The organism is Pseudomonas trutticola BRTCR10 (genome assembly GCF_056155105.1).
On the sequence record NZ_CM149552.1, the window covers coordinates 3,009,146 to 3,033,045 of the forward strand.

A 23,900-nucleotide genomic window follows, 5' to 3' on the forward strand; every position below is an offset into this window, starting at 1 on the left:
GTAGAGCAGTAGATATACTCAGGCGTGACTTTCAGATTGCTCAAGGTGCCAGAGGGCGTTTTACTCTTCGCCTGACCAGTACCAAATCGTGTCGCCCCAAGTGGAGTCTTCATACTTCGGCATGATTTCACCTTGTAGGAAGTGGCGACGGGAGTCTGCTTCAGCCGGAGTAAACCAGTATCCTGTTTTACTGCATGGCTGACCGGAATCAATGCGTCCAATCTGAGACTTATCAGATGGGTTATGGTTTCTTGCGTATTCAACCAAGTCCCTCGGGTAAACCATGTGGTCTACGCCTTGGTCATCAATGCCATACAGAAATGCTGCGGCTCCAGCTTCCAGAGCCCAATAACCACAGTAACTTCCTTCGTCACCTTGTTTGTGCGAATCATGCCATGGAGCTTGTTTGAATGCCGGATACCAACTTTCGCAGTATTTTTTTAATAGATTTGATGCTTCGTCTTTATCTTCTTCGTAGATGGCAAGAACGAGCGGGGTGTAGACATCGTGGTACCAACGGTCAACATCGTATCGATCGGGTAGAAGCTTGCAAAGAAGGTCCTCGTACAGCGTATCGTCGCCGGCGTACCCTGCAGGATCAATAAGTGCAACAAAGCGTTTTAGTAAATCGGTACGATGGAGAAGTATGCATAAACTAAACACCTGGATGCATTCTTCGTACTGATCTAGCCAATCATCAATGGTTAATGGCGTTATATTCGTGATGCCTTCATAGATAGCCAGTTTTTCTTGAAGTGTTTCGTAGCTGTCGACAAGACTCTCCACCAATGGGATTAGCGTATCTATCTCATTTCCGGCTGTGTACCGGATAAGTATTTCTTTAAGTATTAATTTTTGGAAGTGACGAGCTCTCAGAGACTTTTCTTGGCTCTCAGATTCTGCCTGAAAAGTATTTTCTTCGAAGAAAACTGTTGTTTTTTCCTTGTTTTTGAAAAAATTACTGTAGCGTGCCTCGCTCAAAAACTGCTGCCGTCTATTCATGTTATTTCTCTTTCTTGAGGGAGTCTAGGTTGCCGTATTTCTTGGTTAGTGATTCTTTTTTCTTATTTACGGCTTCTTTTACTTTGTTCTCTTTGTAGTGAATGGCTTCGTGCTCCAAATGCGTTTCTGGTCCAGTACTTTCCTTGCGCGCTTTGGCGTGATCGCGGGGGCCCTTTAGAACGCTATAGAGAGGAGTAAAAAATATGTGCCGGCTGAATGAGTTGAGAACTAATGACGAAAGTCCTTCGGTGACTGATTTGTCTATATTTTGGTGAATCCATTCAACGCTCATCTGCACCAGTACAACTTTCCCGGTCTTTTCGGTTGGCTGATTTGTTGCTGAGTCTTTCGTGGTATCTGCTTCTGCTTCTGCTTCTGCTTTTGCTTTTGCTTTTTCTTTTGGTGAACTTTCGACGCTTGTCTTTTTGTTGGTGTTTCTCCCACGTCTGGATGGTTTCCCAGATCTACTATTGTTCTTTTTACTTGGCTGAGTTTTTTTAGGGGTAGGAGTTTGCGATTCTTGCTCTGATTTATCTATAGGTTCGAGAATTTCTTCGAGCTTGACGTCGCCAGACACACCAAGCTTGGAAATGAGGCTCGGTTTCCGCTGTTCTTTTTGAGGGCCAGAGGCTAATGGAGTATTTGTTTCTTTTGCCTTCTTGTCCTGCTTTGCTTTCGCATCGTGTTGCTTTTGTATAAATTTTGGTGTGTCTTCATCTCTGCTTGCTTTAGCTTCGACAATTGCAAACTTTTTTTGCTCGTTAGTGGCCGGATTCGCGCGCCATACGGCATCAATCCCTGTGCCGTTTGCGCCATCATCTAACTTATACAATGCATGCCAAGCTTTAGGGTTACCGCCCATGGAAAGCTTTCCGAGTCTATTTTCGTCCGGGTTCCCATTTGGCCAAGTTCCTTGGGCTCCTTTATCGTGACCATCCCAGTCTTTGCCCCAACCTAAAGTTTCCGCGCAATAATAATCCGCGATATGCTCACCACTCACTCCCAGCGCATCATTGGCAATGTGATAGATCGAGGTAGCAGCGCTTTGTTGATCAATTTTGTTGGAGTGAGTACCAGCCGCCCCATCTGTGCCATTAGTAGCTACGGCCGCGTCTTTACCAGCGGGTTTTTTCCCTTTCGCAGGGCTTGAACTAGCCGCCATGGCAGAGCTATTACGCTGCATGCCTTTCCATTTCACTAAACGTCTTTCAACAATGCCGAGCATTTCCGGCATATTGTCACGGGCAGTTGCCAGCACGGTAACGACGGCCGATTGCGCCCAATTTGGTAGGCTCTGGAACGTTGACGATCCTTTCACTGCACTGATGATGGAATCAAGTTCAGAACTTAATTTTGAAGCGTTGAAAACTTGCTTGAGCAGTTCTTCTGGACTGGTTTTAATACCGCACTCCTGAAGTACGAAGCGAAGCAAGTCGAACAATACCGGTGCGAATCTCTGTGGATCTCTATTGACGATGCGCATGCTTTTCTTCAGTCCATCGCCAGGACCCGGTATCCATCCGATAACAGCCATCAGCAAATCGAACTTTGCATCTTCCTTGCCTTCGGCGGATTCGGCATTGTACAGAGTGATGGAAGATTCAACAGTATCGTATGCGTCAATAGCTTGACCAAGGAATGGGACTGCGCCCATTGCGATACCTTTGGCCAACTCGACGGCAGCCTCTTTATAAGCTGCTTTACGATCCGTTTCTTCCGCGACATCGGTAGTTTGTACTGCTTGGCTCATGCCAGCCTCCCTGCGGCTTTCTCAACCATTGCCTGTAAATCAATCTTATCTGGGTCGTAGCCTAATTTGCGTAAGTCGTTGTTGATGTTCTCATCAGAGTTTTCTACGACTTTTATTGGTTCTCGATTGAAGGGGCGAGGATCTTCACCGTAATAGACCTTCGCGGGACCTTTTGGTACGTCTTCTAGTCTTGCGAACCCTTTGTCATCCAATAAACCCTCACGGGTCGAGCCATCGGCGAAATCAACGCGATAGGACGCGCCGGGCACGGGTTCGAGGTTGTCGTAATGCAAGTTCAACTCCAGCCAGGTCGGATTAGCTTTGGCTTTTTCCATCAGCCTTCCGGCGATGTCCGCTGCCGCCAACCCCGGAATCAACGGAATCAAAATCCCGATCCCGGTCCCAACCCCCGGCGCCCCCCCGGTATTAGCCTTCACCTCAGCCCCGCTAATCGTCACACCACCCGCATCAACCTTCACAAAACTCCCGCCAGCCTTGGCCGTGAGTTCCATCCCCCCCTCAACCACAACCTTCTCACCAGCGTGGTAATGAATCTCCGTCCCAGCCTCGACAAACTGCGCCGTACCCACTTTCACATGCTGGGTCACGCCCACGGTCAGGTGATCATCCGCACGCATTTCACTGACACGATCCAGATGGGTGATCCGGTGTTCTTCAACCTTGAATTCGCTCAGCGTATTGGCTTCAACGGTGTCATGCCGTTCGTTGCCGACGCGGATCTTCTGGTCGTGCTCGATGTTTTCGTCCCAGTCGCGCTGGGCGTGGATGTAGATCTGCTCGATGCCTTTTTTGTCTTCGATGCGGAATTCGTTGTAGCCCTTGCCGCCCGGTGAGCTGAGGGTTTTGAAGGTGCTGCGGGTCTTGTTTGCCGGCAGGTCGTAGGGGACGACGTTTTCCTTGTGGTACAGGCAGCCGGTGACGAGTGGCTGGTCGGGGTCGCCTTCGAGGAAGGTGACGAGGACTTCCATGCCGACACGCGGGATGGCGAGGCCGCCGTAGGCGCTGCCGGCCCAGCCGCTGGCGACGCGCATCCAGCAGGTGGTTTTGTCGTCGGCCTGGCCGTCGCGGTCCCAGTGAAATTGCACCTTGATGCGGCCGTATTGATCGCAGTGAATTTCTTCGCCGGACGGGCCGGTGACGATGGCGGTCTGGCTGCCGAGGATTTTCGGTTTTGGGTGTTCGAGGGCAGGGCGGTAGTGCGCGTCCCACGGGGTGGCGAGGAAGCTGTTGCGGTAGCCCTGGTGGAAATCGCTTTTGTTGTCGGTGACGTCGCTGGTGACGTTTTCGCCGAGCACTTGCGGTTGTTTGCCTTCGTGGAAGACTTCCAGCAGCAGCCACAGGTCGTTCCACTCGGCGCGCGGATGCTCGGCGAGGGTTAGGAAGTGGCCGCTGGTGAGGGTCGGTTCGTCACCTTTGCCTTCGGCGAGTTTGAAGTCGCTGCGGTGGCGTTCCAGTGCGCGGGTCGAGAGGTGCTTGCCGCGCTCGCGGGTGGTGAAGCGGCCGGGGTAGTCGTAGTCTTCGAGGTCCGGGGCGAAGGGGCTGTTCGCCGTGCCTTCGGGCAGGATCTGCGGTTTTTCGAAGTCGTAATCGCGGCGGCTGACGCGGGTGGTGCGGGTTTCCAGGCGCAGGTTGAAGCGCTTGATCACCGGTTTGTCGGCGGCCATGCCGGAGTCTTGCTGGTAGCTCACGGCTTTGAGTTTGCGGAACACGGTCTGGTCGTCGCCGAACACCAGTTTGTGGCCGCTGCTGCTGTGCTGGAAGTGGAAGTGGATGCCTTCCTCTTCACACAGGCGCTGGATGAAGTGCAGATCGGACTCGTCGTACTGCACGCAGTACTCGCGTTCCGGGTATTCGGCGCTGAGCTGGAAGCTGTAGGCGTCGGCGAGGATGCCGCGATCTTCGAGAACCTGGGCGATGATCTTCGGCACCGTCAGTTGCTGGAAGATCTGCTGATCGTGGTTATGGCGCAGGTAGGCCAGTTGCGGCACCAGACTGATGCTGTACCGGGTCAGGGTCTTGCCGGAATCGCCTTGCTCGATGCGGTACACCAGACCGTGGATCTTGCCTTCGCCCGTGGCGCCAAAGGTCAGAACGCCGGGCTTGTGCAGCAGCTCTTCGAGCTTCAGGTCGGGGCGGGCGCTGACCAGTTCGAGGTCGAAACGGAACGGTTCGTTGAGGGCTTCGCGACCGGTGAAGCTGAGGACTTGCAGGTCGGCGTTGGCGCCTTCGAGCGTGAGGGTGATGTGGGTAGCGTTGGCGTCCAGCATGCCTTGAATTCCGTCCGTTGAATAAGCAGGAGACGGATGATGGAGGATTAGACCGCCTCGTTCAAGGCGCAAATGCCGTACGCACGGCACTGGCAGGGCATAGGGCAAACCCTTAGACAGAGGGTTTTCGTCAATGAAATCGGGCGATTTGCGGGTGGCAGCGCGGGTCGGTTGCCGCTATCAATCCAGCCGGGCGTTGCAGAATAGCCGGTCAGTTTCAGACTAAAGTCGCCTGTGGCACGTTAAAGCCATCTGCCATCATTGCGCTTCACCCCTGCGTGTTCACTTTCTCCCGGCTCAGCCTTGATCCGGGACGGGAGCTATTTTTCTGGCTTATTGCGCCTCGCGCAAACGCTGCATTGTTGGAGTTTTTCATGCGTCCCCCATTTCCCCTCATCACCCCGCGCCAGTCGTTTGGCTTCGGAGCCGTTGTGCTGTGCGCCGGTTTTGCCGCACAGGTTCAGGCCAGCGGATTTCTCGAAGACACCACGGCGAAAATCGAATCGCGCACGGTGTACTTCAATCGCGATTTCCGTGATGGGCACACGTCCAACGATCAAGGCGCATCGAAACGTGAAGAGTCGGCGCAGGGGTTCATTCTCAACCTGCAATCGGGTTACACCGAAGGCACGGTGGGTTTTGGTATCGATGCGCTGGGCATGCTTGGTTTGCAGCTCGATTCCAGCCCTGACCGCAGCAACAGCGGCTTGTTGCCGTCCAGCGGCCAGGATCCGCGCGGTTCGAAGGGTCAATACGCAAAGATGGGCCTGACTGCCAAAGTGAAGGTGTCCGACACGGTGCTGAAATACGGCGCACTGCTGCCGGATCTGCCGCTGCTCAAGTACAACGACGGACGACTACTGCCGACGATGTTCAACGGTGCGATGCTGACCTCAAAGGAAGTGAAGGACCTGACCTTCATGGCGGCGCGTCTGGACAAATACATCGCGCGCGATTCCACCGACTCGCAAGACATCCGCGTGCATTGCAAGAACAAGCGCTACGCGTGCAACACCACCGCCGACCATTTCGACATGTATGGCTTCGACTACAAGATCAACGATCGCCTGACCGCGCAGTATCACTACGCCGAACTTGAAGATATCTACCGCCAGCACTTCGTCGGCCTGTTGGCCAATCAGCCGCTGGGCAACGGTGTGTTGAAAGCGGATTTACGCTTGCTGAAAAGTGCCGACAGCGGCGATGCCAAGGCAGGTTCCATTGATAACCGTGCGTTGAGCGGCATGCTGTCCTACGCCATAGGTGGCCACACCTTCAGTGGCGGCTGGCAGCGCATGAACGGCGACAACTCGATGCCGTACCTCGATGGCAGCAACCCGTATCTGGTCAACTACGTGCAGGTCAACGACTTCGCCGCTGCGCAGGAACGTTCCTGGCAGTTGCGTTATGACTATGACTTCAAGGCAATCGGTATCAACGGCCTGAGTTTCCTGACGCGTTATGTGAACGGTGATCACATCAAGGTGTTGGGCAGCGATCAGGAAGGTAAAGAGTGGGAACGTGACAGCGAGTTGAAGTACGTGATTCAGAGCGGCACGTTCAAGGATGTGAGTCTGCGTTTGCGTAATGCGACTTACCGCACCAACTACGAGAAGTTTGCCCGGGATGTGGATGAGACCCGGTTGATTGTGAGTTACAACTTTTCGGTGTTGTAACCGCCGGGTTTTCGGCGTCTGACCCGCCGCCATCGCGGGCAAGCCCGCTCCCACAGGTTTCTTCGGTGGTCACAAAATCTGTGTTCACCGGAGATCCTTGTGGGAGCGGGCTTGCCCGCTATGGCGTCCTGAACGTCAACGAAATTGTGCCTGTTACAACCAATGCCAGAACCGGCTCCAGAACCCCCGATTCAAATCCTCTTTGCACCCGGCATATTGCTGGGCATACATGTCAGAGCGATTCTGCACCTTTCGCGCCGTCGGCATCAGCCACGCCTTGCTGGCGTAAGTCTTGTTGCGATAACCACCCCAGCCTTCGTGGTAGTTGAGGTACTGGCCGTAGGCGTCGTATTTGTAGACGCCGTTGATGCTGGTGGTCTTGTCCATGTACCAGCCGACGAAGTCGATGGCGTCATCGAAGTCTTCGCGGTCGGCCCAGTTGCGGCCGGTGCTCTTCTGGTAGTCGGACCAGACTTCGTCCTTGGCTTGCGCATAGCCCGACGCGGTCGACACGCGGCCCCACGGAATTACCCAGAGCAGGTATTTGCGTGGGGTTTTGGCGTCGTAGCGGTAGCCGGATTCCTGATACATGATCGCGAACGGCACCTGGATCGGCACGCCCCAGCGCTTTTGCGTGACTTGCGCGGCGTCGTACCAGTCGCTCTTTTCGCGGAAGATCTCGCAGATGTTTTCCGGCGAACGGGGCGGCGAGGTGCCGCAACCCGTCAACAGTGCCGCGAGTACCAGTAGTCCAACCGTCTGCCCTGAATTCAAAAGCCGTTATCCCGTCATGCGCGTAAAAAGGGCGACAGTCTACGCGCTCAGGTCAATTGGTGACGATAGGGCAGATCCGGACCAGTCTTGCTGCAGGTCAGCGCCGCCGCTTGCACGGCGAACTTGAGCATGGCGTCGATCTGTTCGCGAGCAAGTTGCTGCACACCTTCGACCGAGTCCAGACCTTGTTCGGTCAGCCAGGTAATCAGCGCGGCCTGGAAGGTGTCGCCGGCGCCGACGGTATCGGCGATCTTCACCGAGCAGGCGGGTGCCGACCATGACCCTTGGGCGCGGCTGAACACGCTTGCGCCTTCGCCGCCACGGGTGAGGAAGACGACCTGGCAGCGATGCTCCAGCCAGCCTTCGATGACGCGCTGCGGATCCTGCTCGGGGTACAGCAGGCTCAAGTCTTCATCGCTGACTTTGATCAGATCCGCCAGTTGCACCAGCGTGGCAATCCGCTCGCGCCACAGCTCGATATTCGGCTCGGGATTAAGGCGTACGTTGGGGTCGAGGGTGATCAGACGTTTGCCGCTTTCACGCTGAACCAGCGCGAGCAGGGTGTCGGCAATCGGCTGCACCACCAGCGAAAACGAGCCAATGTGCAAACCGCGCACCTCAGGACCCAGCGACGGTAAATGGCTCAGCTTCAGTTGCCGATCTGCGCAGCCTTCACCGCGAAAACTGTAATGCGGCGAGCCGTTGGCACCGACCGCCACCATCGCCAAAGTAGTCGGCGCGGCAAAATCCAGCAGATAGTCCGGCCGTACACCTTCCTCCTGCAAAACCTGCTGCAAGCGCCGGCCGAGGTAGTCGGTGGACAGCCCACCGAACAAGGCCGAGTCCACGCCCAAACGACGTAAACCTACTGCAACGTTGAACGGCGAGCCGCCGGCAATCGCCTTGAAATTCACTTTCGAGGCCAGTCCGCTGGCATCGTCTTCGCTGAAGAAATCAAACAGGGCTTCGCCACACACCAAATACATAATTGTTTGCTCTTTATAGGGTTGCGACATGCTGTTGATAGCGTTCGTAAGCCTGCTGAAACGCCGCGACATTGGCGGCGATCGGCAGGGTTTCACTGCTCAGGTCGAGTTTCACACAGCGCTGGCACAAGTCGGCCAACGTGTCTTCGTGGCCGTTCGACCAGAATTTGCACCACGCCGCCTGAATCGCGGCACCGAGGGCCGCAGCTTCACTTTGCTCGGTGCATATCACCGGGGTGTTCATGATGTCGGCGACGATCTGCCGCCACACCGCGCTGTTCGAACCGCCGCCGATCAGGCAGATGCTGCGGCTTTGTAAACCATTGTGGCGGAGCAAATCCAGTCCATAACGCAAGCCGAACGTCGTGCCTTCGACGGCGGCGCGGCACAGATTGGCTTGGGTCAGATTATCCAGCGTCAAACCGTGCAGGCTGCCAGTGGCGTGGGGTAGGGCGGGGACGCGCTCGCCGTTGAAAAACGGCAACAGGCTGACGCCTTCGGCGCCGATGGGCGCTTGAGCGACAAGCTCGTTGAACCGGGGCAGATCGAGGTTGAACAGTTCGCGAATCGCGCCGGTGGCATTGGTCAGGTTCATGGTGCAGATCAGCGGCAACCAGCCGCCGCTGGATGAACAGAACGTGGCGACGCTGGCATCCGGGCTGACTTTCGGGGTTTCGGCGTAGGCGTACACCGTGCCGGAGGAGCCGAGGCTCATGGTGATTGCGCCGGGCTGAATATTGCCGGTGCCGATCGCGCCCATCATGTTGTCGCCGCCGCCGCTTGAGACCAGCGCGTTGGGGTTGATGCCAAGGTGTTCGGCGATGGCCGGCAGGATTGTGCCGACGGCTTGGTGCGCATCGATCAGCTCAGGCAGCGCCGCTTGCAGACGTCCGCTGGCGTCGATGTCGCGCAGCAGCTGCAAATCCCACTGGCGGGTGCGCACGTTGAAATAGCCGGTGCCGGAGGCGTCGCCGTATTCGCTGCAGGCACGGCCGGTGAGCCAGAAATTGAGGTAGTCGTGGGGCAGCAGAATGCGGGCGATGCGTGCGAACACGAGCGGATGCTGCTCTTTGGTCCACAGCAGTTTCGATACTGTGTAGCCGGGAGCAATGACCACGCCGAGGCGTTCGAGCGAGCCTTTTTCACCGCCCAGATGAGTGAGCAGTCGATCATTCTCAGCGCTGGTTTCGGTGTCGCACCAGAGCTTGGCCGGGCGCAGGACTTCGCCTTGATCGTCGAGCAGCACCAGCCCGTGTTGCTGGCCGGAAACGCCGATGCCGAGGATCGCCTGGCCATCGACTTCCGCCGCCAACAACGCACGGCGGGTGGCGAGGGCGAAGGCTTCCAGCCACTGGCGAGTGTCTTGCTCGCGACGGCCGTTGGCGCCACTGATCATGGTGTGAGCGGCAGCGCCGTGGCCGAGGACTTCGCCGCTGGCGGCATCGAGGATGATCGCTTTGCTGCCTTGGGTACCGCAGTCGATGCCGAGGAAGAGTTGTCGGGTTGTCACAGTGAGATCCTCAGGGTGTCAGGTGTTTCCAGGTGAAACCAATCGCTGGCAAGCCAGCTCCCACAGGTTTTTCGGTGTATCCAACATTTCTGAACGACCGAGACCTTGTGGGAGCTGGCTTGCCAGCGATGACGTAGGTGGTTTCACCGCATCACTCAGGCAAGAATTTGCTCCAGCGTCCGCGTCACACCTTCTTCACGCAAACTGTCGCAGCACCATTCAAACGCCGCCACAAACGCCGCCGACTGCGGAATCGCCGTGCCAAAAATCTCCTCAACCCCCAGCAATCGCTGCGTCATCAACCCATCATCCGCCACCAACGCCTGACAAAAAGTCGCCCGTGGATCAGGAATCGAATAGGTATCGCCATTCTCATCCACCCCCTTCAGATACAACGCCCAGGCCGCCACCACCAACGCCGCACGCTTGGTCTCGCGCCCATCGGCAATCAGCCGGTTGATCGTCGGGATGGTGAACTTGGGAAACTTCGACGAACCGTCCGAACACACCCGCTCCAACTGATCGGCAATCGCCTGATTGGAGAACCGCGCCACCAGCGTGTTCTTGTAATCGGTCAGGTCGATACCCGGCACCGGCGCCAGTTGCGGCGTGACATCCAGATCCATATACGCACGCATGTAGCGCACGAACAGCGGGTCATTCATGGTCTCGTGGACAAAGCGATAGCCCCTCAAAAAGCCCAGATACGTCAGCGCCAGATGACTGCCGTTGAGCAGTTTGATTTTCATCTCTTCGTACGGCGAAACATCGTCGGTGAATTGCACGCCGACCTTTTCCCAGGCCGGGCGGCCGTTGACGAATTTGTCTTCCAGTACCCACTGCACAAACGGTTCGCAAACCACCGGCCAAGCGTCATCCACCGCGTGCTTGTCGGCCAGTTGCAGACGATGCGCGGTACTGGTCATCGGCGTGATGCGGTCGACCATCGCATTAGGGAAACTGACGTTGGCGTCGATCCAGCTGCACAGATCGCTGTTGCGCAGGGTGGCAAACGCCAGCAACGCCTTGCGGGTGACCGCGCCGTTGTGCGGCAGGTTATCGCAGGACATCACAGTGAAGGCGGGAATACCCGCCGCCCGGCGTTTTTCCAGCGCCGCGCACAAGAACCCGAACACGGTTTTCGGCGACTCAGGATTGTTCAGATCGTGCTGGATCTGCGGCAGGTGCGCCATGAATTCGCCGTTGCTGTCGTCGATGCAGTAGCCGCCCTCGGTGATGGTCAGCGAGACGATGCGGATCTGCGGATCGGCTAGTTTGTCGATCAAGGCCTGGGCGCTGTCTTCGGCCAGCAACATGTCGCGAATCGCGCCGATCACCCGCACTTCAGTGTCATCGCTGTCGCCGAGTTCGAAAAGCGTGAACAGGTAATCCTGCTCCTTGAGATCGTCACGGGCGCGGCGGTCTTCGGCGCGCAGGCCGACCCCGCAAATCGCCCAGTCGAGTGCTTCGCCGGTATTCATCAGCGCGTCGGTGTAATACGCCTGATGCGCCCGGTGGAAACCGCCGACGCCAATGTGCGCAATGCCTTGGCGGGTATCACTGAGGCTGTACGCCGGCAGTTGCACTTCGGTGGCGAGGCGATTGAGGTTCTGTCTGTTGAGTTTCATTCGGCAAGTCTCGAAAAATCAGGCGGCAGCGCGCAGCGGACGGGTGAGCGCCACGCCTTCGGCATCGAATAAATGGCATTGGGCGGCGTCCAGATACAGGTTCAGTTGTTCGCCATAACGGCTCGCCAGATCACCGCGCACGCGCATGGTCAGCGCTTCACCGGCGTTGGTCTTGACGTGGCAGAAGGTGTCGCTGCCCAGCCGCTCGCTGACATCGGCGGTGACTTGCAGGGTGCAGTCGCCCGGTTGGGCCAGCTCCAGATGTTCCGGGCGAATACCCAGGGTTACGGCGCTGCCGACGCTCAGGTGGGCGGCGTTGAACGGCAGGGTGATGCGCGTGCCGGCATCCAGTGACACTTCACAGACCTGAGCGTCGATCCGGGCGATCTGGCCTTTGAGGAAGCCCATTTTCGGCGTGCCCAGAAACCCGGCAACGAACAGGTTGGCGGGGTTGTGATAGAGGTCCAATGGTGAACCGACCTGCTCGATCTTGCCGCCATTGAGCACCACGACTTTGTCGGCCATGGTCATCGCTTCGACCTGGTCGTGGGTCACGTAAATCATCGTCGCTTGCAGGTCCTTGTGCAGGCGCAGCAGTTCCAGACGCATCTGCACGCGCAGTGCGGCGTCGAGGTTGGACAGCGGCTCGTCGAACAGGAAGATCTTCGGGTTGCGCACGATGGCGCGGCCGATCGCCACGCGCTGACGCTGGCCACCGGAAAGCTGTTTCGGCTTGCGTTCGAGCATCGGGCCGAGTTCGAGAATCCGTGCCGCTTCGCCGACTTTTTTCTCGACTTCAGCCTTCGCCACGCCGGCCAGATCGAGGGCGAACGACATGTTCTTCTTCACGGTCATGTGCGGGTACAGCGCGTAGGTCTGGAACACCATCGCCAGATCGCGCTTGGCCGGGCTGACTTCGGTGATGTCGCGGCCATCGAGTTCGATGGTGCCGCCGCTGACTTCTTCGAGGCCGGCGATCAGCCGCAGCAAGGTGGATTTGCCGCAGCCGGAGGGGCCGACGAAGACCACGAATTCCTTGTCGTTCACTTCCAGGTCGATGCCCTTGATGATGGAAAAACCTTCGAAGCCTTTTTGCAGATTCTTGATTTTCAGGTTGGCCATGATGATGGGCCTCCGCAATTTATTATTCGTTTGAGCTGAATTGGTTTTTATGTGGGAGCGAGCCTGCTCGCGAAGGGGCCGTGCCAGTCGCCTTCATCGTTGAATGACACTCCGCTTTCGCGAGCAGGCTCGCTCCTACAGGGAATCGCATTAGGTTCGGCATGTTCATTTCACAGCGCCGAACGACAGGCCGCGCACCAGTTGCTTCTGGCTGATCCAGCCAAAGATCAGGATCGGCGCACACGCCAGGGTCGAGACCGCCGACAACTTGGCCCAGAACAATCCTTCGGGACTTGAATACGATGCGATCAGCGCGGTCAGTGGTGCGGCTTTCGACGAGGTCAGGTTCAGCGACCAGAAGGCCTCGTTCCAGCACAGGATCAACGACAGCAACACGGTCGAGGCGAGGCCGCCCTTGGCGATGGGCAGCAGCACCCGAACCATTTCCTGCCACAACGTGGCGCCGTCGAGGCGTGCGGCTTCGAGGATGTCTTTGGGGATGTCCTTGAAGTAGGTGTAAATCATCCAGACCACGATCGGCAGGTTGATCAGCGTGTAGATCACGATCAGCGCGATGCGCGTGTCGAGCAGGCCGAAACTCTTCGCCAGCAGGTAGATCGGCATCAGCACGCCCACCGGCGGCAGCATCTTGGTCGAGAGCATCCACAGCAGGGTGCCTTTGGTGCGCTGGGTTTCGTAGAACGCCATCGAGTACGCTGCCGGCACGGCGATCAGCAGACACAGAGCCGTGGCGCTGAAAGAAATCACCACCGAGTTCCAAGCGAAACTGAAATAGTCGCTGCGTTCATTGATGTGCAGGTAGTTCTCCAGCGTCGGCGTGAAGATGAACTGCGGCGGCGTGGCGAACGCATCGATTTCGGTCTTGAAACTGGTCATCACCATCCAGAAGATCGGGAAGAAAATCACGATCGCGATGGCCCAGGCCAGGGTGCCGAGCAACAGGCTTTGCAGCCGGCGGGATTGTTGAAGAGTCATGGCAGGCCTCAGGCTTTGTCAGTCAGGTTTTTGCCGATCATCCGCACCAGAATGATCGCGGCGATGTTGGCGATGACCACGGCAATCAAGCCGCCCGCCGAGGCCATGCCGACGTCGAACTGCACCAGCGCCTGGTTGTAGATCAGGTAGGCGAGGTTGGTCGAGGCGTAGCCCGGCCCACCGTTGGTGGTGGTGAAAATCTCGGCGAACACCGACAGCAGAAAGATCGTTTCAATCATCACCACCACGGCAATCGGCCGGGCCAGATGCGGCAGGGTCAGGTGCCAGAAAATCGCTATCGGGCCGGCGCCGTCGAGGCGGGCGGCTTCTTTTTGTTCCTGGTCGAGGGACTGCATGGCAGTCATCAGGATCAGGATCGCGAAGGGCAGCCATTGCCACGAAACAATGATGATGATCGACAGCAGCGGGTAGTGCGCCAGCCAGTCCACCGGTTGCGCGCCGAACAGCTTCCAGAGGTAGGCGAGAATCCCGGACACCGGGTGGAAGATCAGGTTCTTCCAGATCAGCGCGCCGACCGTGGGCATGATGAAAAACGGCGAGATCAACATGACCCGCACGATGCCGCGACCGAGGAACTCGCTGGCCTCCAGCAACGCACTGATCAGCACACCGAACACCACGCTGATCAGCAACACGCTGCCAACCAGCAGCAGGGTGTTGGTGGCACCGGGCAGGAAGCCCGAGTCGGTCAGAAAGTAGGTAAAGTTCTCCAGCCCGACGAATTCGTTCACGCCCGGGTCGAGCAGGTTGTAACGAATCATCGAGAAGTAAATGGTCATGCCCAGCGGCACGATCATCCACAGCAGCAACAGGGCCACCGAAGGGCTGACCAGGAACCAGCCGGGATTGCGTACGCGGATTTTGCGCGCAGGTTGCGACAGGTCGATGTGGGCTTTGGCAGTTGAAGTATTCATGGTGATCACAACCAGTTGGGTGCAGATACATGCTCAGGAGAGAAACCCTTCCTGACATCGACGCGAACCCTGTGGGAGCTGGCTTGCCAGCGATGGCGATTGAACAGTCGACATCAATTTTGAATGTGCCGGCCTCATCGCTGGCAAGCCAGCTCCCACAGGTTTAGTGGCGTTTACTTGGGATAACCGGCGCGCTTCATCTCGCGTTCAGTGGTTTGCTGGGCTGCTGCCAGGGCCTGGTCCACCGTGGTCTGGCCAATCAGCGCTGCCGAGAACAGCTTGCCGACCTGGGTGCCGACGCCCTGGAACTCAGGAATGGTCACCAGTTGTATGCCGATGTAAGGCACCGGTTTCAACGTCGGTTTGCTCGGGTCCGCCGCTTTCAACGACTCCAGCGTCACCTTGGCGAACGGCGCGGCGCTCATGTAGGCGTCGCTGTAGGTCGAGGCGCGAGTGCCCGGCGGTACGTTGGCGATGCCGTCGGTCTTGGCCACCAGCACGCCGTATTCCCTGGACGTGGCCCAGGCGCTGAATTCTTTCGCCGCATCCTTCGCCTTGGAACTGGTCGGAATCGCCAGCGCCCACGAATACAGCCACGCCGAACCTTTGTCAGTAACCTGATGCGGCGCGAAGGTGAAACCAACGTGATCGGCAACTTTGCTCTGGGTCTTGTCGGTGACGAACGACCCGGCGACGCTGGCGTCGACCCAGATCGCGCATTTACCGCTGTTGAACAGCGCAAGGTTTTCGTTGAAACCGTTGCTGGACGCGCCCGGCGGGCCGGATTTCTTCATGGTGTCGACGTAGAAGTTCAGTGCGTTTTTCCACTCGGGGCCATTGAATTCCGGCTGCCATTTTTCATCGAACCAGCGCGCGCCATAGGCATTGGCGACGGTGGTGATCAGCGCCATGTTCTCGCCCCAACCAGCCTTGCCGCGCAGGCAGATGCCGTATTGTTCTTTATCCTTGTTGGTGAGTTTTTCGGCAAAACCGGCGATCTCTTCCCAGGTCGGACGTTCCGGCATGGTCAGGCCGGCGTCCTTGAACAGGTCGGTGCGGTAATAAGTGATCGAGCTTTCAGCGTAGAACGGCAGGGCATACAGCGAGCCCTTGACCGAAAGGCCTTCGCGCACCGACGGGAACACGTCATCGAGGGCGTAACTGGCTGGCAGATTCTTCATCGGTTCGAGCCAGCCCTTGGCGCCCCACAGTGCTGCTTCGTACATGCCGATGGTCAACACATCGAACTGGCCGCCCTGAGTGGCGATGTCAGTGGTCAGGCGCTGGCGCAGGACGTTTTCTTCCAGTACCACCCAATTGAGCTTGATGTCCGGGTGCTCGGTCTCGAAGGTTTTCGAGAGTTTTTGCATGCGGATCATGTCGCTGTTGTTGACGGTGGCGATGGTCAGGGTCTGGGCGCCAAGGCTGACGCTGCTGAGGGTCATGCAGGTGAGGGCAAGCAGAGCTTTTGCAGTGGGTTGCATCGTGCACTCCTTTTCTGCACCCGGCGGGTGGCAGAAGGACGGTTATTGTTTTTGTGTCTTCCGAATGCAGGAAGAATGTGCACTGATTACAGCCTTCAATTGCCGGGCTGACAAATCATCCGTAGCACTTCAGTTGATACTTTTTTGCACTGGTGTTGTTGCGGGCGAACGCAGGGTAGGGGGTTGCAGCGAACGGAGGGCATCAGATACGTACAGGTTTTCGACGCAAAGCAAGCTCAAAACCTGTGGGAGCTGGCTTGCCAGCGATGGCGGTGGATCAGTCGACACAGAGGTTGGTTGTGCTGGCCTCATCGCTGGCGAGCCAGCTCCCACAGGGGTTCGGAATTTCAGACGTTCTGTTCAGTCAGGCGCTGCACCGCGAGCCGCCGATAGTGCGAAGGCGTCATGCCCTTGAGCTGCTGAAACCGCCGATTGAAGTTGGAAATATTGTTGAAGCCTGACTCAAAGCACACATCGGTCACCGGTTTATCGCCGTCCGCCAGCAACTCGCAGGATTTGCTGATGCGCAAGCGATTGACGAACTCGATGAAGTTGCGCCCCGTGGCCTGTTTGAATACGCGGCTGAAATAGGTCGGTGTCATGCCCAGGTGCTCGGCAACTTCTTCCAGCGAAATATCCCGGGCGTAGTGGCTGAAGATGTAATCGACAGCGCGGTTGGTGCGGTCGATATTGTGCTCATCCGCCAGTTGCGGGGTGGTGGCACCGGACAGCAACTGATAGTCGTCACTGGCCGCAAGCAACTCCATCAGGATGAAAAAGTGTCCGAGCCGGGTGATGCCACGGGTGTCGGCGATTCGCTGCATCAGCGTCATGGCCTCGCGGATTGTCTGTTTGCAGCGGAATTCGATGCCGTACTGCGCCCGTTCCAGCAACGGCGCCAGGGTTTTCAGTTCGGCGAATATCTGGTGACCGCTCTCGAACAGTTCATCGGTGAAATTGACGAGCATGTCGCGTTTTTCCACCACTTCGTCTTCGGCCACCTGACTGATCCAGTTGTGCGGCAGGTTCGGACCGGTCAGAAACAGGGTTTCAGGGTAGAAGTTGCCGATGTAGTCACCGATGAACACTTTGCCGGAACTGGCGACGATCAGGTGCAGCTCGTATTCCTTGTGGAAATGCCAGCGCACCAGCGGGCAGGGGAAACCGTGCTGGCGGTAGATGATGGACAACCCGTTGTGGTCATCCATCAATTCGTAAGAAGGGTCGGTCACGCGTGCGGTTCGAGTCATGGCTGAGCGCTTTTTTGTTATCGCTGGACGATCATGCCTCTTTCTGCACTCGCTGTGCCAGCCTGTATCAACTCAGCACTATGCCTTGGCTGATGCGTTCGCACAGGGTTGGCTGATTAAGTTTTTTTGGCTGCCTTGATCAGGTTGGCCGCGTGGCAGTATGCAACGATGTCGCTCTCCTCAATGAAGTCGACATTGATAATGTTGCATTTCATGGCCCAGTCACCGTTTTTCGGATTGAACCAGGCATTTAATTCGTCGTGAATATCCACCGGGCCTCCGAGAGCAGCGTAGCAGGCGGCCGAAAGAGACCAAGGCGACCACTTGCCAGGCGGATTCTTCATTACTTCAGAAATGTATTTATTAAGTTCATTGGCACTAACGGTGCCAGTACCGATCCATTTGTGAGCTATCTGTCCAAAAAAAACGTTGTGTGACAGCTCGCCGTGACTCTGGGTGGCAAACAAAACTCTCTGTGTGGAGCTGATTTTTTTTAGTTGTCCCAATGTAAGGCGTGCGTTATTCGGTGGAATGATTCGGTCCCCGAGCAAGTGCTGAACCACTTCGTTGAAATAGCGGAAGTCAAACGTTGCGCCGAGCATTTTATGAACATCTACAACAATAAACTCGTCAGGATTTTCATCGAGAAACTGATTGATGTCGGAAATCAGATGCCCCAGCGTTCGAGAGTTGGGGAATTTATTGTGGTGCATGCGAAATTTGCCTAGTCCCTTTGCAGCAGGCTCACTCATCAAACGAATATCCAGAGCTCGGGATCCGTGACTCAATTGCCTATAAAACGAATCATGCTGACAGGCGAGCCAGTGGCGAGGTGGGCCGAAAACAGGATAGCTGGCCTTCCAGTCACTGCCGGCGTTATGAGTTCCCGGCAGAGTCATTTCGTTGAGAGACAGTGCGTCAAATTTGGGGGTGGCCGTCATCCAGTTATGATTGGAGTAGTTGCCTTGATTAAGAGTTGTCATATATGCATCCTGCATTAGTTAAAGTGCGCACCGTGGAAGTGTTAGTGCGCTGCCTGCAGAATGTTTTAAATGCTAATCAGGTTGTTTGCCAAGTCGTGTTTTAATGCCAAATGTGATGAGGGTTGCGAAGTCCTATGTTTTTTGGTTTTTAACTTCAATCCATTGAGACATGTACTGAGTACTTTTATGCATGTGGTGACGCAGCATGCTGCCAGTAAAGTTATTGTTTCTAAGTACTGTTAAATGCTCTTGGCAATAGCGCAGTTTTTCAATAAGAGCCGGGCCATGGACGATGTGTTGGTAACGTTCCCCGAGCAAATGGTCTCCTGCCTTTTGCGCCGCTTGCCAACGTGCCTTGTCCTTATAAAGCTGAACGGCTTGGTTTGCGAACTCCGTCGCCGTGTGCGTGACAGCTCCGGGCCAGGGCAGATCGCCGTGCATGCCCTCAGCGCCAATCGGTGTCGTGACACTCGGCGTACCGCACAGCATCGCGTCAACCAGCTTGCCTTTGATGCCCGCGCCGAATCGCAACGGTGCCAGGCAAATGCGCGCATCGGACATGACCTGCAACGCATCTTCTGCCCAGTTCATCACATGAAAACCCTGCGCCGCGTTGTGCAGCGCCGTGGCTTTCGGCGGGGTGTAGGCGCCATAAATGTGCAGTTGTGCCTGAGGAAGTTGCTGGCGAATCAACGGCCAGATCGTGGATTTCATCCACAGCACTGCGTCCCAGTTTGGCGCATGGCGGAAGTTACCGATGCTGAGGAAATGCGCCCGCTCCTCAAATGCTTTTGTGGCAGTGGTGGGAGGGGCAATCATCAGCGGGCACCAATGCAGCAACTGGCGCGGCAAGCCGAATTGCTCGACGAGCAGCTCGATTTCCACCTCGGAGATCATCAGATTCAAGTCACAGCGGTACAGCGCGGCGATTTCCCGTTTGGCCAGGTCGGTGTCGGCCATCAGTTCAAACTCTTCGCGCAGTGCCGGGGCGAACAAAGCGCTGAAGTCGTCCTGATCGGGACTGGCTTTCAGGTGATCCTTGAGCCGTTGATGGCGGGCGTGACGCAGGCTTTGCAGATCGGAGGTTTCCAGTACCCGCAAGGCATCGGGGCAGTACTTCTCGACACGCCAGCCGAACTGCTCCTCCATCATGAACTGATCGAACAGCACGATATCCGGGGCCAGTTCGCTGATGAATACGTCGAAACTGCTGTTGTTGAGTTCAATGGGCACTTCGCGAATGCCCAGCGCGCTCAGGTCAGCCTTGTGCTCACCCGGGCCGGCGGGGCTGCTGAAGGTAATGTCCCAACCCTGCTGCAAGAAGGTGTCGAGGATCTGCATGACATGCCCGCTGGCCGCCGAGGATTGGGGCTCGGGCCAAACGTATCCGATGACCAGAACTTTGGTGGTGACTGGCTGAGACATGAACAGAAATCCTTTGCAGCAGGCGAGGGGGAACAAAAAACGGCCGCAATTAAACCACAGCGGCCGTTGAAGGTGGGCGGACTCAGCCTGCAGAAGCATCCATTACACGGAGAGATCGATCTCGAGCTTGGAGATGAAGGCACTCGGGTTATATTCGTCCACTGTTTTTTGTACGAGTGTGATGTTCGATGCAAACTTCGCAGGATCTGTTGTTCTCTGATTCAGCAGCGAAACGGCGACTTCTATGCTGTTGGCGTTGTAGAGGGCGGGATTGTCCTGAATAATTTTCGCCAAACTATGACGGACTGCATCAAAATTATTTAACTGAGCCAGTTCAGTAGCCTCATAGGTCCTGTGAAGGTGGGAGAGGGCTGGATGGACCATGTCCGGCTTTCTCGCGAGATCTACCAGGACGGCTACATCCGTTAGTTTATCCCCTTCTTTTGCGTAGAACAGATCCAGTGTGCCGCTACTGCCGTGGGACATTTCATGAATCAAAACGTCAGCGATTTTCGAGACTGCATATTTTTCTTTTTTATAGTAAGCATCGAGGTGTTTCGGGTAGATTTTTATAAACCTTTTCATGGAATCGCTGACTAGGAGGCCGCTCTTTTTGGCGGCCTTCAATTTTTTGTAGTCATGTGTGGAAATCGCTGCCAATGCATTCGGGCCGACGTGCCGGAAAGACATATTGGCAACGGAAATGGCATCCAGTTCGCTACGCATTGTGCGTAGCGATTTTAACAAGTACCTGATGGCATCGTCTGAGCCTTCGCCCAGCATGTATTTGACGACCAGACGCGTATTGTCGTCTGCGCTTTCCAAGAGTTTGATCGCTGTATCCAGTCTGCTCTTGGCAGGGGCAAGCGCCTTCCCCACATAGTGCCGGGTGTAGGCGGTGGGCTTGAGCTTTCCAAAAAGTCTATGCACCCGGTATGGCAGCAGTTGCACGTTCTTCAGCGCCGGTCCCCAGGCTCCGCCCACGCTCTTGTGGAAGACATGAATCGATTGGTGGCGTTTGATTACTGCGAGGTCTACGACATCCCCGGCATTCTCGGCCGCGCGCCAGCTGCCATGCTGGAGGTCGGAGCGTTGCAGGGCTTTGACCAGATCTCGAGCGTCCGTATGACCGGTAAGTTTTCTGAGCTGCCGAGCGACCGATTCGACCGTGCTTGCACTGTTTTCCCCCAGTAATACCAAGTTGCGATGGGCCAGCCGATAGCCCTTGCGCGCCAGTTTCGGCAGGCCATCAATCGGGTTTATGAAGGCCAACGCAGCACGCACGGTTGCCTTGGCAACGCCCAAAACCCTCAATGTGTTCGAAGCCGTTGCGGCGATGACTTTTGCCGAGGCCACGCTGAGGCCGACTACCAGCCCAAGGACTGACAGACCATCGACAATGCAACCGCCAATACCCTCGCGTACCCGGTGCTCCTCGCCCGATCGAATATCGTTGACACACTTGAAAAACGGCACGGCGACATTGGCGAAATTGGTTTGTGTCAGGTCCCGACGGATACGCATGTTTTCCAGATCTGTCTGGGGCTTGAAGGCAGCATAAAGTTCGTCACGAGTTGCCACCGGATGGCTGGACATGATCGACTTGGTGAGCTTTTCCAGCGAAGGGGAGAAAAACAGCGAAACGGGATGCAGGTTCTCGGTGCTCGTGTGGAAATGCCAGAGTTTTTCCACCACAACGCTGGACGACTGGCCATTTCGTGGTTCGCTGCCGTCTCTGTATGCCGCGAAGTCCAGCGGCCAGTCCTGTGCTTCGATTCTGAGCTGAAGGTCATGTTTGGAGCCAACATAGGCTTTAGTGGGAAAACCATTGATGACTTCACTGCTTTGCAGTTTGTTCGCCAGATCCGGACGTTCACGACACAAACCACGCATGGTGAACATTTCATAACAGCGGGTCTCGCCGTTGTATTGGCGACAGAGAAGGAGCCCGTAACGGCCTTTCTCGGCATCACGCTGCAATTGCGTCTCCTTCTCCGCTTCCAGATTGAGGAGGTTGCCGGTGATTTTTCGCAGCGTTGAAGTGCGAACGGTGTAGAGCGAGATGTATCCATTCATCAGCGCGTCCCGATCGTCTTTCGGCAGGCAGCAGATGGCCATTTTGATCACGGCTGCAAGACCTTCCTGAACACCCGTGTAATACGTGTCGAAGGCTTGATCGTACAACGTGTCGGCGTTCTCCAGCTCAGCCAGGCGGGCAAACGCATTGGCTGGAGGTTGGAAGCCACTCTTGAGCTTGAATCTGCTGGTGAGGCGTCCTTCTTCAACCAGGTCGCCGGAAAGGTACAAATCGAGCACAGAGAGACGCAGGCGCAAAAGCTCGGACAACGAATATTCATTGAGATCGGCCGCATTGGCGGCGAGATTGTATAAATCAGCGAGCACACCGGTCGGGGATGAATACCTCAAGGCATCCAGAAAATTGGTTTCCGTGCGCGAGCCGTTGAAGGTGAACTGCAGCGACTTGTGCTCCAGGTAATTGCCCTCTGGCATCACCTTTTTCAGTGACTGGAGTCCGAGTTTGCGTCGGTCAGGCGGCGCGGCCTGCAGGCCTGTTTCGGATTGGCGTAATGCATCCATATAACGGTTGAAATAAGACGACGCTTTGGTCAGCGAAGCGCTGCCATAGTCTCTGCCAACCTGATAGGCAATGACGCCGTTGAGCACAGCCCAGTTGATGACGGGGATGACGCCAGTGATTTCCTGCAATTCATTCTGTTCGCACGTCACCGGCGCCAGGTCGGAGAATGCCTTGATCTGCGCATAATTCATCATGCGCGATGTGCCTGGCGCGACGTGTTCGAGCATCGCTACCGTTTGTGCGATCAGGACCCAACCCGGTTTATCCAGCGTCAAGTCCAGGGGCGCGCCCTGCACCAGGAACTCCGGCGCCACTTTCGCCAGCAACAGATGGGCAGCCAGCGGCGCGACGTTTTCTTCGATCAGTGCGTGGGTAACCAGATGCGCTTCCAGTTCCTCCCGAACCTGCGCCGCGTTCAGCGGCGCATTGGCTGGCCGGTATACGTCATAACCGGCGATCACCGGTTGATCGCTGGCGCCCAGATCGAGCGCCAGCGCGACGGCTGCCATGTGCATGAGCTGCTCGTCGCCCAGCTGTGCATCATCGAGATCAAGATGCCATTCAAGCCGTTCATGAATGGCTCGGCCCAGCGCTTTGGCGGTTTTACTTCTCAGGCAACTTGTTAAAAATTTTTCCGAGTGTTCGCGTTTTTCAGACGCTGGAATCAGATTGAAATTAAGAAAGGCAAGTTTTTGCAGAAGACTGGTTTGACCCTGGGTTATGTCCCGAGTTACATCCTTGATGATCTGTCGCGCACTGTCTGACAGATGAAACGGGGAGTCTTCATGGGCGTCCAGCAATTCCTGAAAGTCACCCAGTGCGGGACTTTCCGGAAGCTTGAAGGACAAATAAGCGATCAGATTGTGGATGTCGGCGACGGTGGTCGGAAGTATGAAGTCTTCAAAGCGCAACCATTGTTCCACGCTGAAGTGATCGCCCGAATAAATACGGCCACCGGTAATGCCGGCGAACTCGCCCAGCATGGCCAGTTCCTCGGCCAACGTGGGTTCAAACTCTATGAACAACTGAACCTGAGTAGTCGCGACAAGCGCGAACAGGCACGCTTTTTCATCGACGCAAATCTGCACGTCGGCGGGAAGGGCCTCTTGTTTGAGGAGCCTGGCGAACGCTGGGCTTGCGACCATTTTTTGCAGGGCAGTGCGTGCAGGATCACATACTTCATCGAAAGCACTGCCTTTCACTCGCGGGATAAACCGGTCTTTCAGTTCTAACAGGGGCCTATCGGATATTCCACTGACAACTACATCGGCAACAGCAACGGTGCTGGTGCGATCTTTAATTAATTTGTTGAGTGACTGAATGACCAGATTTTTTTCGTACAGGTCAGCTATGTCGGTGTTGGAAGCAGTGTCAGTAGCAAAGGTGGGTTTCATTAATTGTGCGTCCTGCATTGAGTGGGTGGAATTGCTTATTTCTGGCCGTTAGTGCTGATGCTGATCAGCATTAACGTGTAATAGCGAGCAGCCTCAGA

At 56.2% G+C, this 23,900-nt stretch carries 16 protein-coding genes; 1 reads left to right on the forward strand and 15 read right to left on the reverse strand.

Annotated elements, in window-relative coordinates; all coding sequences use genetic code 11:
- Positions 1–60: 60 nt before the first annotated feature.
- From ACVVH8_RS13555 to ACVVH8_RS13565, 3 genes are read right to left on the reverse strand one after another with little or no spacing between them, the layout of a single operon-like run.
- Positions 61–1,002 (reverse strand): PoNe immunity protein domain-containing protein, encoded by a 942-nt coding sequence (locus ACVVH8_RS13555; protein WP_475230768.1) that lies wholly within the window; start codon positions 1,000–1,002, stop codon positions 61–63.
- A gap of 1 nt (position 1,003) precedes the next feature.
- Positions 1,004–2,752 carry a hypothetical protein gene (locus ACVVH8_RS13560; RefSeq protein ID WP_475230770.1) on the reverse strand — a complete coding sequence of 583 codons (1,749 nt, stop codon included), beginning with the start codon at positions 2,750–2,752 and terminating at the stop codon, positions 1,004–1,006.
- On the reverse strand, positions 2,749–5,040 hold the full coding sequence (locus tag ACVVH8_RS13565) for a type VI secretion system Vgr family protein (RefSeq protein ID WP_475230772.1): 2,292 nt from the start codon (positions 5,038–5,040) through the stop codon (positions 2,749–2,751). The genes ACVVH8_RS13560 and ACVVH8_RS13565 overlap by 4 nt, the downstream gene beginning before the upstream one ends.
- Before the next feature lie 374 nt (positions 5,041–5,414).
- On the opposite strand from ACVVH8_RS13565, the gene ACVVH8_RS13570 reads away from it, so the two are divergent.
- Positions 5,415–6,716, forward strand: coding sequence for an OprD family porin (locus tag ACVVH8_RS13570; protein ID WP_475230774.1), 1,302 nt, complete (start codon positions 5,415–5,417; stop codon positions 6,714–6,716).
- 153 nt (positions 6,717–6,869) lie between these two features.
- Here ACVVH8_RS13570 and ACVVH8_RS13575 read toward each other — a convergent pair whose 3' ends face one another.
- From ACVVH8_RS13575 to ACVVH8_RS13630, 12 genes are all read right to left on the reverse strand, one after another.
- The gene (locus ACVVH8_RS13575; protein WP_103305000.1) at positions 6,870–7,490 is read right to left on the reverse strand and encodes a transglycosylase SLT domain-containing protein; all 621 of its coding nucleotides are present in this window, start codon (positions 7,488–7,490) and stop codon (positions 6,870–6,872) included.
- Positions 7,491–7,537: 47 nt separating this feature from the next.
- The gene (locus ACVVH8_RS13580) at positions 7,538–8,476 is read right to left on the reverse strand and encodes a carbohydrate kinase family protein (protein WP_475230776.1); all 939 of its coding nucleotides are present in this window, start codon (positions 8,474–8,476) and stop codon (positions 7,538–7,540) included.
- A 13-nt stretch (positions 8,477–8,489) separates the two neighbouring features.
- Positions 8,490–9,986, reverse strand: coding sequence for a xylulokinase (gene xylB, locus ACVVH8_RS13585; RefSeq protein ID WP_475230778.1), 1,497 nt, complete (start codon positions 9,984–9,986; stop codon positions 8,490–8,492).
- A 155-nt stretch (positions 9,987–10,141) separates the two neighbouring features.
- Entirely contained in the window at positions 10,142–11,614 is a 1,473-nt protein-coding gene (locus ACVVH8_RS13590; protein ID WP_475230780.1) for a mannitol dehydrogenase family protein, read from the reverse strand.
- A gap of 18 nt (positions 11,615–11,632) precedes the next feature.
- The gene (locus ACVVH8_RS13595) at positions 11,633–12,736 is read right to left on the reverse strand and encodes an ABC transporter ATP-binding protein (RefSeq protein WP_475230782.1); all 1,104 of its coding nucleotides are present in this window, start codon (positions 12,734–12,736) and stop codon (positions 11,633–11,635) included.
- A gap of 165 nt (positions 12,737–12,901) precedes the next feature.
- Positions 12,902–13,732: a carbohydrate ABC transporter permease gene (locus ACVVH8_RS13600; RefSeq protein ID WP_003225143.1), complete on the reverse strand. Its 831-nt coding sequence runs from the start codon at positions 13,730–13,732 to the stop codon at positions 12,902–12,904.
- A gap of 8 nt (positions 13,733–13,740) precedes the next feature.
- The gene (locus ACVVH8_RS13605) at positions 13,741–14,667 is read right to left on the reverse strand and encodes a carbohydrate ABC transporter permease (RefSeq protein ID WP_103304995.1); all 927 of its coding nucleotides are present in this window, start codon (positions 14,665–14,667) and stop codon (positions 13,741–13,743) included.
- 173 nt (positions 14,668–14,840) lie between these two features.
- Positions 14,841–16,151: an ABC transporter substrate-binding protein gene (locus tag ACVVH8_RS13610; RefSeq protein ID WP_475230784.1), complete on the reverse strand. Its 1,311-nt coding sequence runs from the start codon at positions 16,149–16,151 to the stop codon at positions 14,841–14,843.
- 347 nt (positions 16,152–16,498) lie between these two features.
- On the reverse strand, positions 16,499–17,401 hold the full coding sequence (locus ACVVH8_RS13615) for an AraC family transcriptional regulator (RefSeq protein WP_103304993.1): 903 nt from the start codon (positions 17,399–17,401) through the stop codon (positions 16,499–16,501).
- Positions 17,402–17,517: 116 nt separating this feature from the next.
- Positions 17,518–18,384: a phosphatidylinositol-specific phospholipase C domain-containing protein gene (locus ACVVH8_RS13620; RefSeq protein ID WP_103304992.1), complete on the reverse strand. Its 867-nt coding sequence runs from the start codon at positions 18,382–18,384 to the stop codon at positions 17,518–17,520.
- A gap of 132 nt (positions 18,385–18,516) precedes the next feature.
- On the reverse strand, positions 18,517–19,809 hold the full coding sequence (locus ACVVH8_RS13625) for a glycosyltransferase (RefSeq protein ID WP_475230786.1): 1,293 nt from the start codon (positions 19,807–19,809) through the stop codon (positions 18,517–18,519).
- 102 nt (positions 19,810–19,911) lie between these two features.
- Positions 19,912–23,802 carry a hypothetical protein gene (locus ACVVH8_RS13630; RefSeq protein ID WP_475230788.1) on the reverse strand — a complete coding sequence of 1,297 codons (3,891 nt, stop codon included), beginning with the start codon at positions 23,800–23,802 and terminating at the stop codon, positions 19,912–19,914.
- Between the last annotated feature and the right edge of the window lie 98 nt (positions 23,803–23,900).

What these genes read in the sequence shown, in the direction of transcription:
- ACVVH8_RS13555 (WP_475230768.1), bottom strand. Translation starts at nt 1,002, where the DNA reads ATGAATAGACGGCAGCAGTTTTTGAGCGAGGCACGCTACAGTAATTTT.
- ACVVH8_RS13560 (WP_475230770.1), bottom strand. Translation starts at nt 2,752, where the DNA reads ATGAGCCAAGCAGTACAAACTACCGATGTCGCGGAAGAAACGGATCGT.
- ACVVH8_RS13565 (WP_475230772.1), bottom strand. Translation starts at nt 5,040, where the DNA reads ATGCTGGACGCCAACGCTACCCACATCACCCTCACGCTCGAAGGCGCC.
- ACVVH8_RS13570 (WP_475230774.1), top strand. Translation starts at nt 5,415, where the DNA reads ATGCGTCCCCCATTTCCCCTCATCACCCCGCGCCAGTCGTTTGGCTTC.
- ACVVH8_RS13580 (WP_475230776.1), bottom strand. Translation starts at nt 8,476, where the DNA reads ATGTATTTGGTGTGTGGCGAAGCCCTGTTTGATTTCTTCAGCGAAGAC.
- ACVVH8_RS13590 (WP_475230780.1), bottom strand. Translation starts at nt 11,614, where the DNA reads ATGAAACTCAACAGACAGAACCTCAATCGCCTCGCCACCGAAGTGCAA.
- ACVVH8_RS13595 (WP_475230782.1), bottom strand. Translation starts at nt 12,736, where the DNA reads ATGGCCAACCTGAAAATCAAGAATCTGCAAAAAGGCTTCGAAGGTTTT.
- ACVVH8_RS13600 (WP_003225143.1), bottom strand. Translation starts at nt 13,732, where the DNA reads ATGACTCTTCAACAATCCCGCCGGCTGCAAAGCCTGTTGCTCGGCACC.
- ACVVH8_RS13605 (WP_103304995.1), bottom strand. Translation starts at nt 14,667, where the DNA reads ATGAATACTTCAACTGCCAAAGCCCACATCGACCTGTCGCAACCTGCG.
- ACVVH8_RS13610 (WP_475230784.1), bottom strand. Translation starts at nt 16,151, where the DNA reads ATGCAACCCACTGCAAAAGCTCTGCTTGCCCTCACCTGCATGACCCTC.
- ACVVH8_RS13615 (WP_103304993.1), bottom strand. Translation starts at nt 17,401, where the DNA reads ATGACTCGAACCGCACGCGTGACCGACCCTTCTTACGAATTGATGGAT.
- ACVVH8_RS13620 (WP_103304992.1), bottom strand. Translation starts at nt 18,384, where the DNA reads ATGACAACTCTTAATCAAGGCAACTACTCCAATCATAACTGGATGACG.
- ACVVH8_RS13625 (WP_475230786.1), bottom strand. Translation starts at nt 19,809, where the DNA reads ATGTCTCAGCCAGTCACCACCAAAGTTCTGGTCATCGGATACGTTTGG.
- ACVVH8_RS13630 (WP_475230788.1), bottom strand. Translation starts at nt 23,802, where the DNA reads ATGAAACCCACCTTTGCTACTGACACTGCTTCCAACACCGACATAGCT.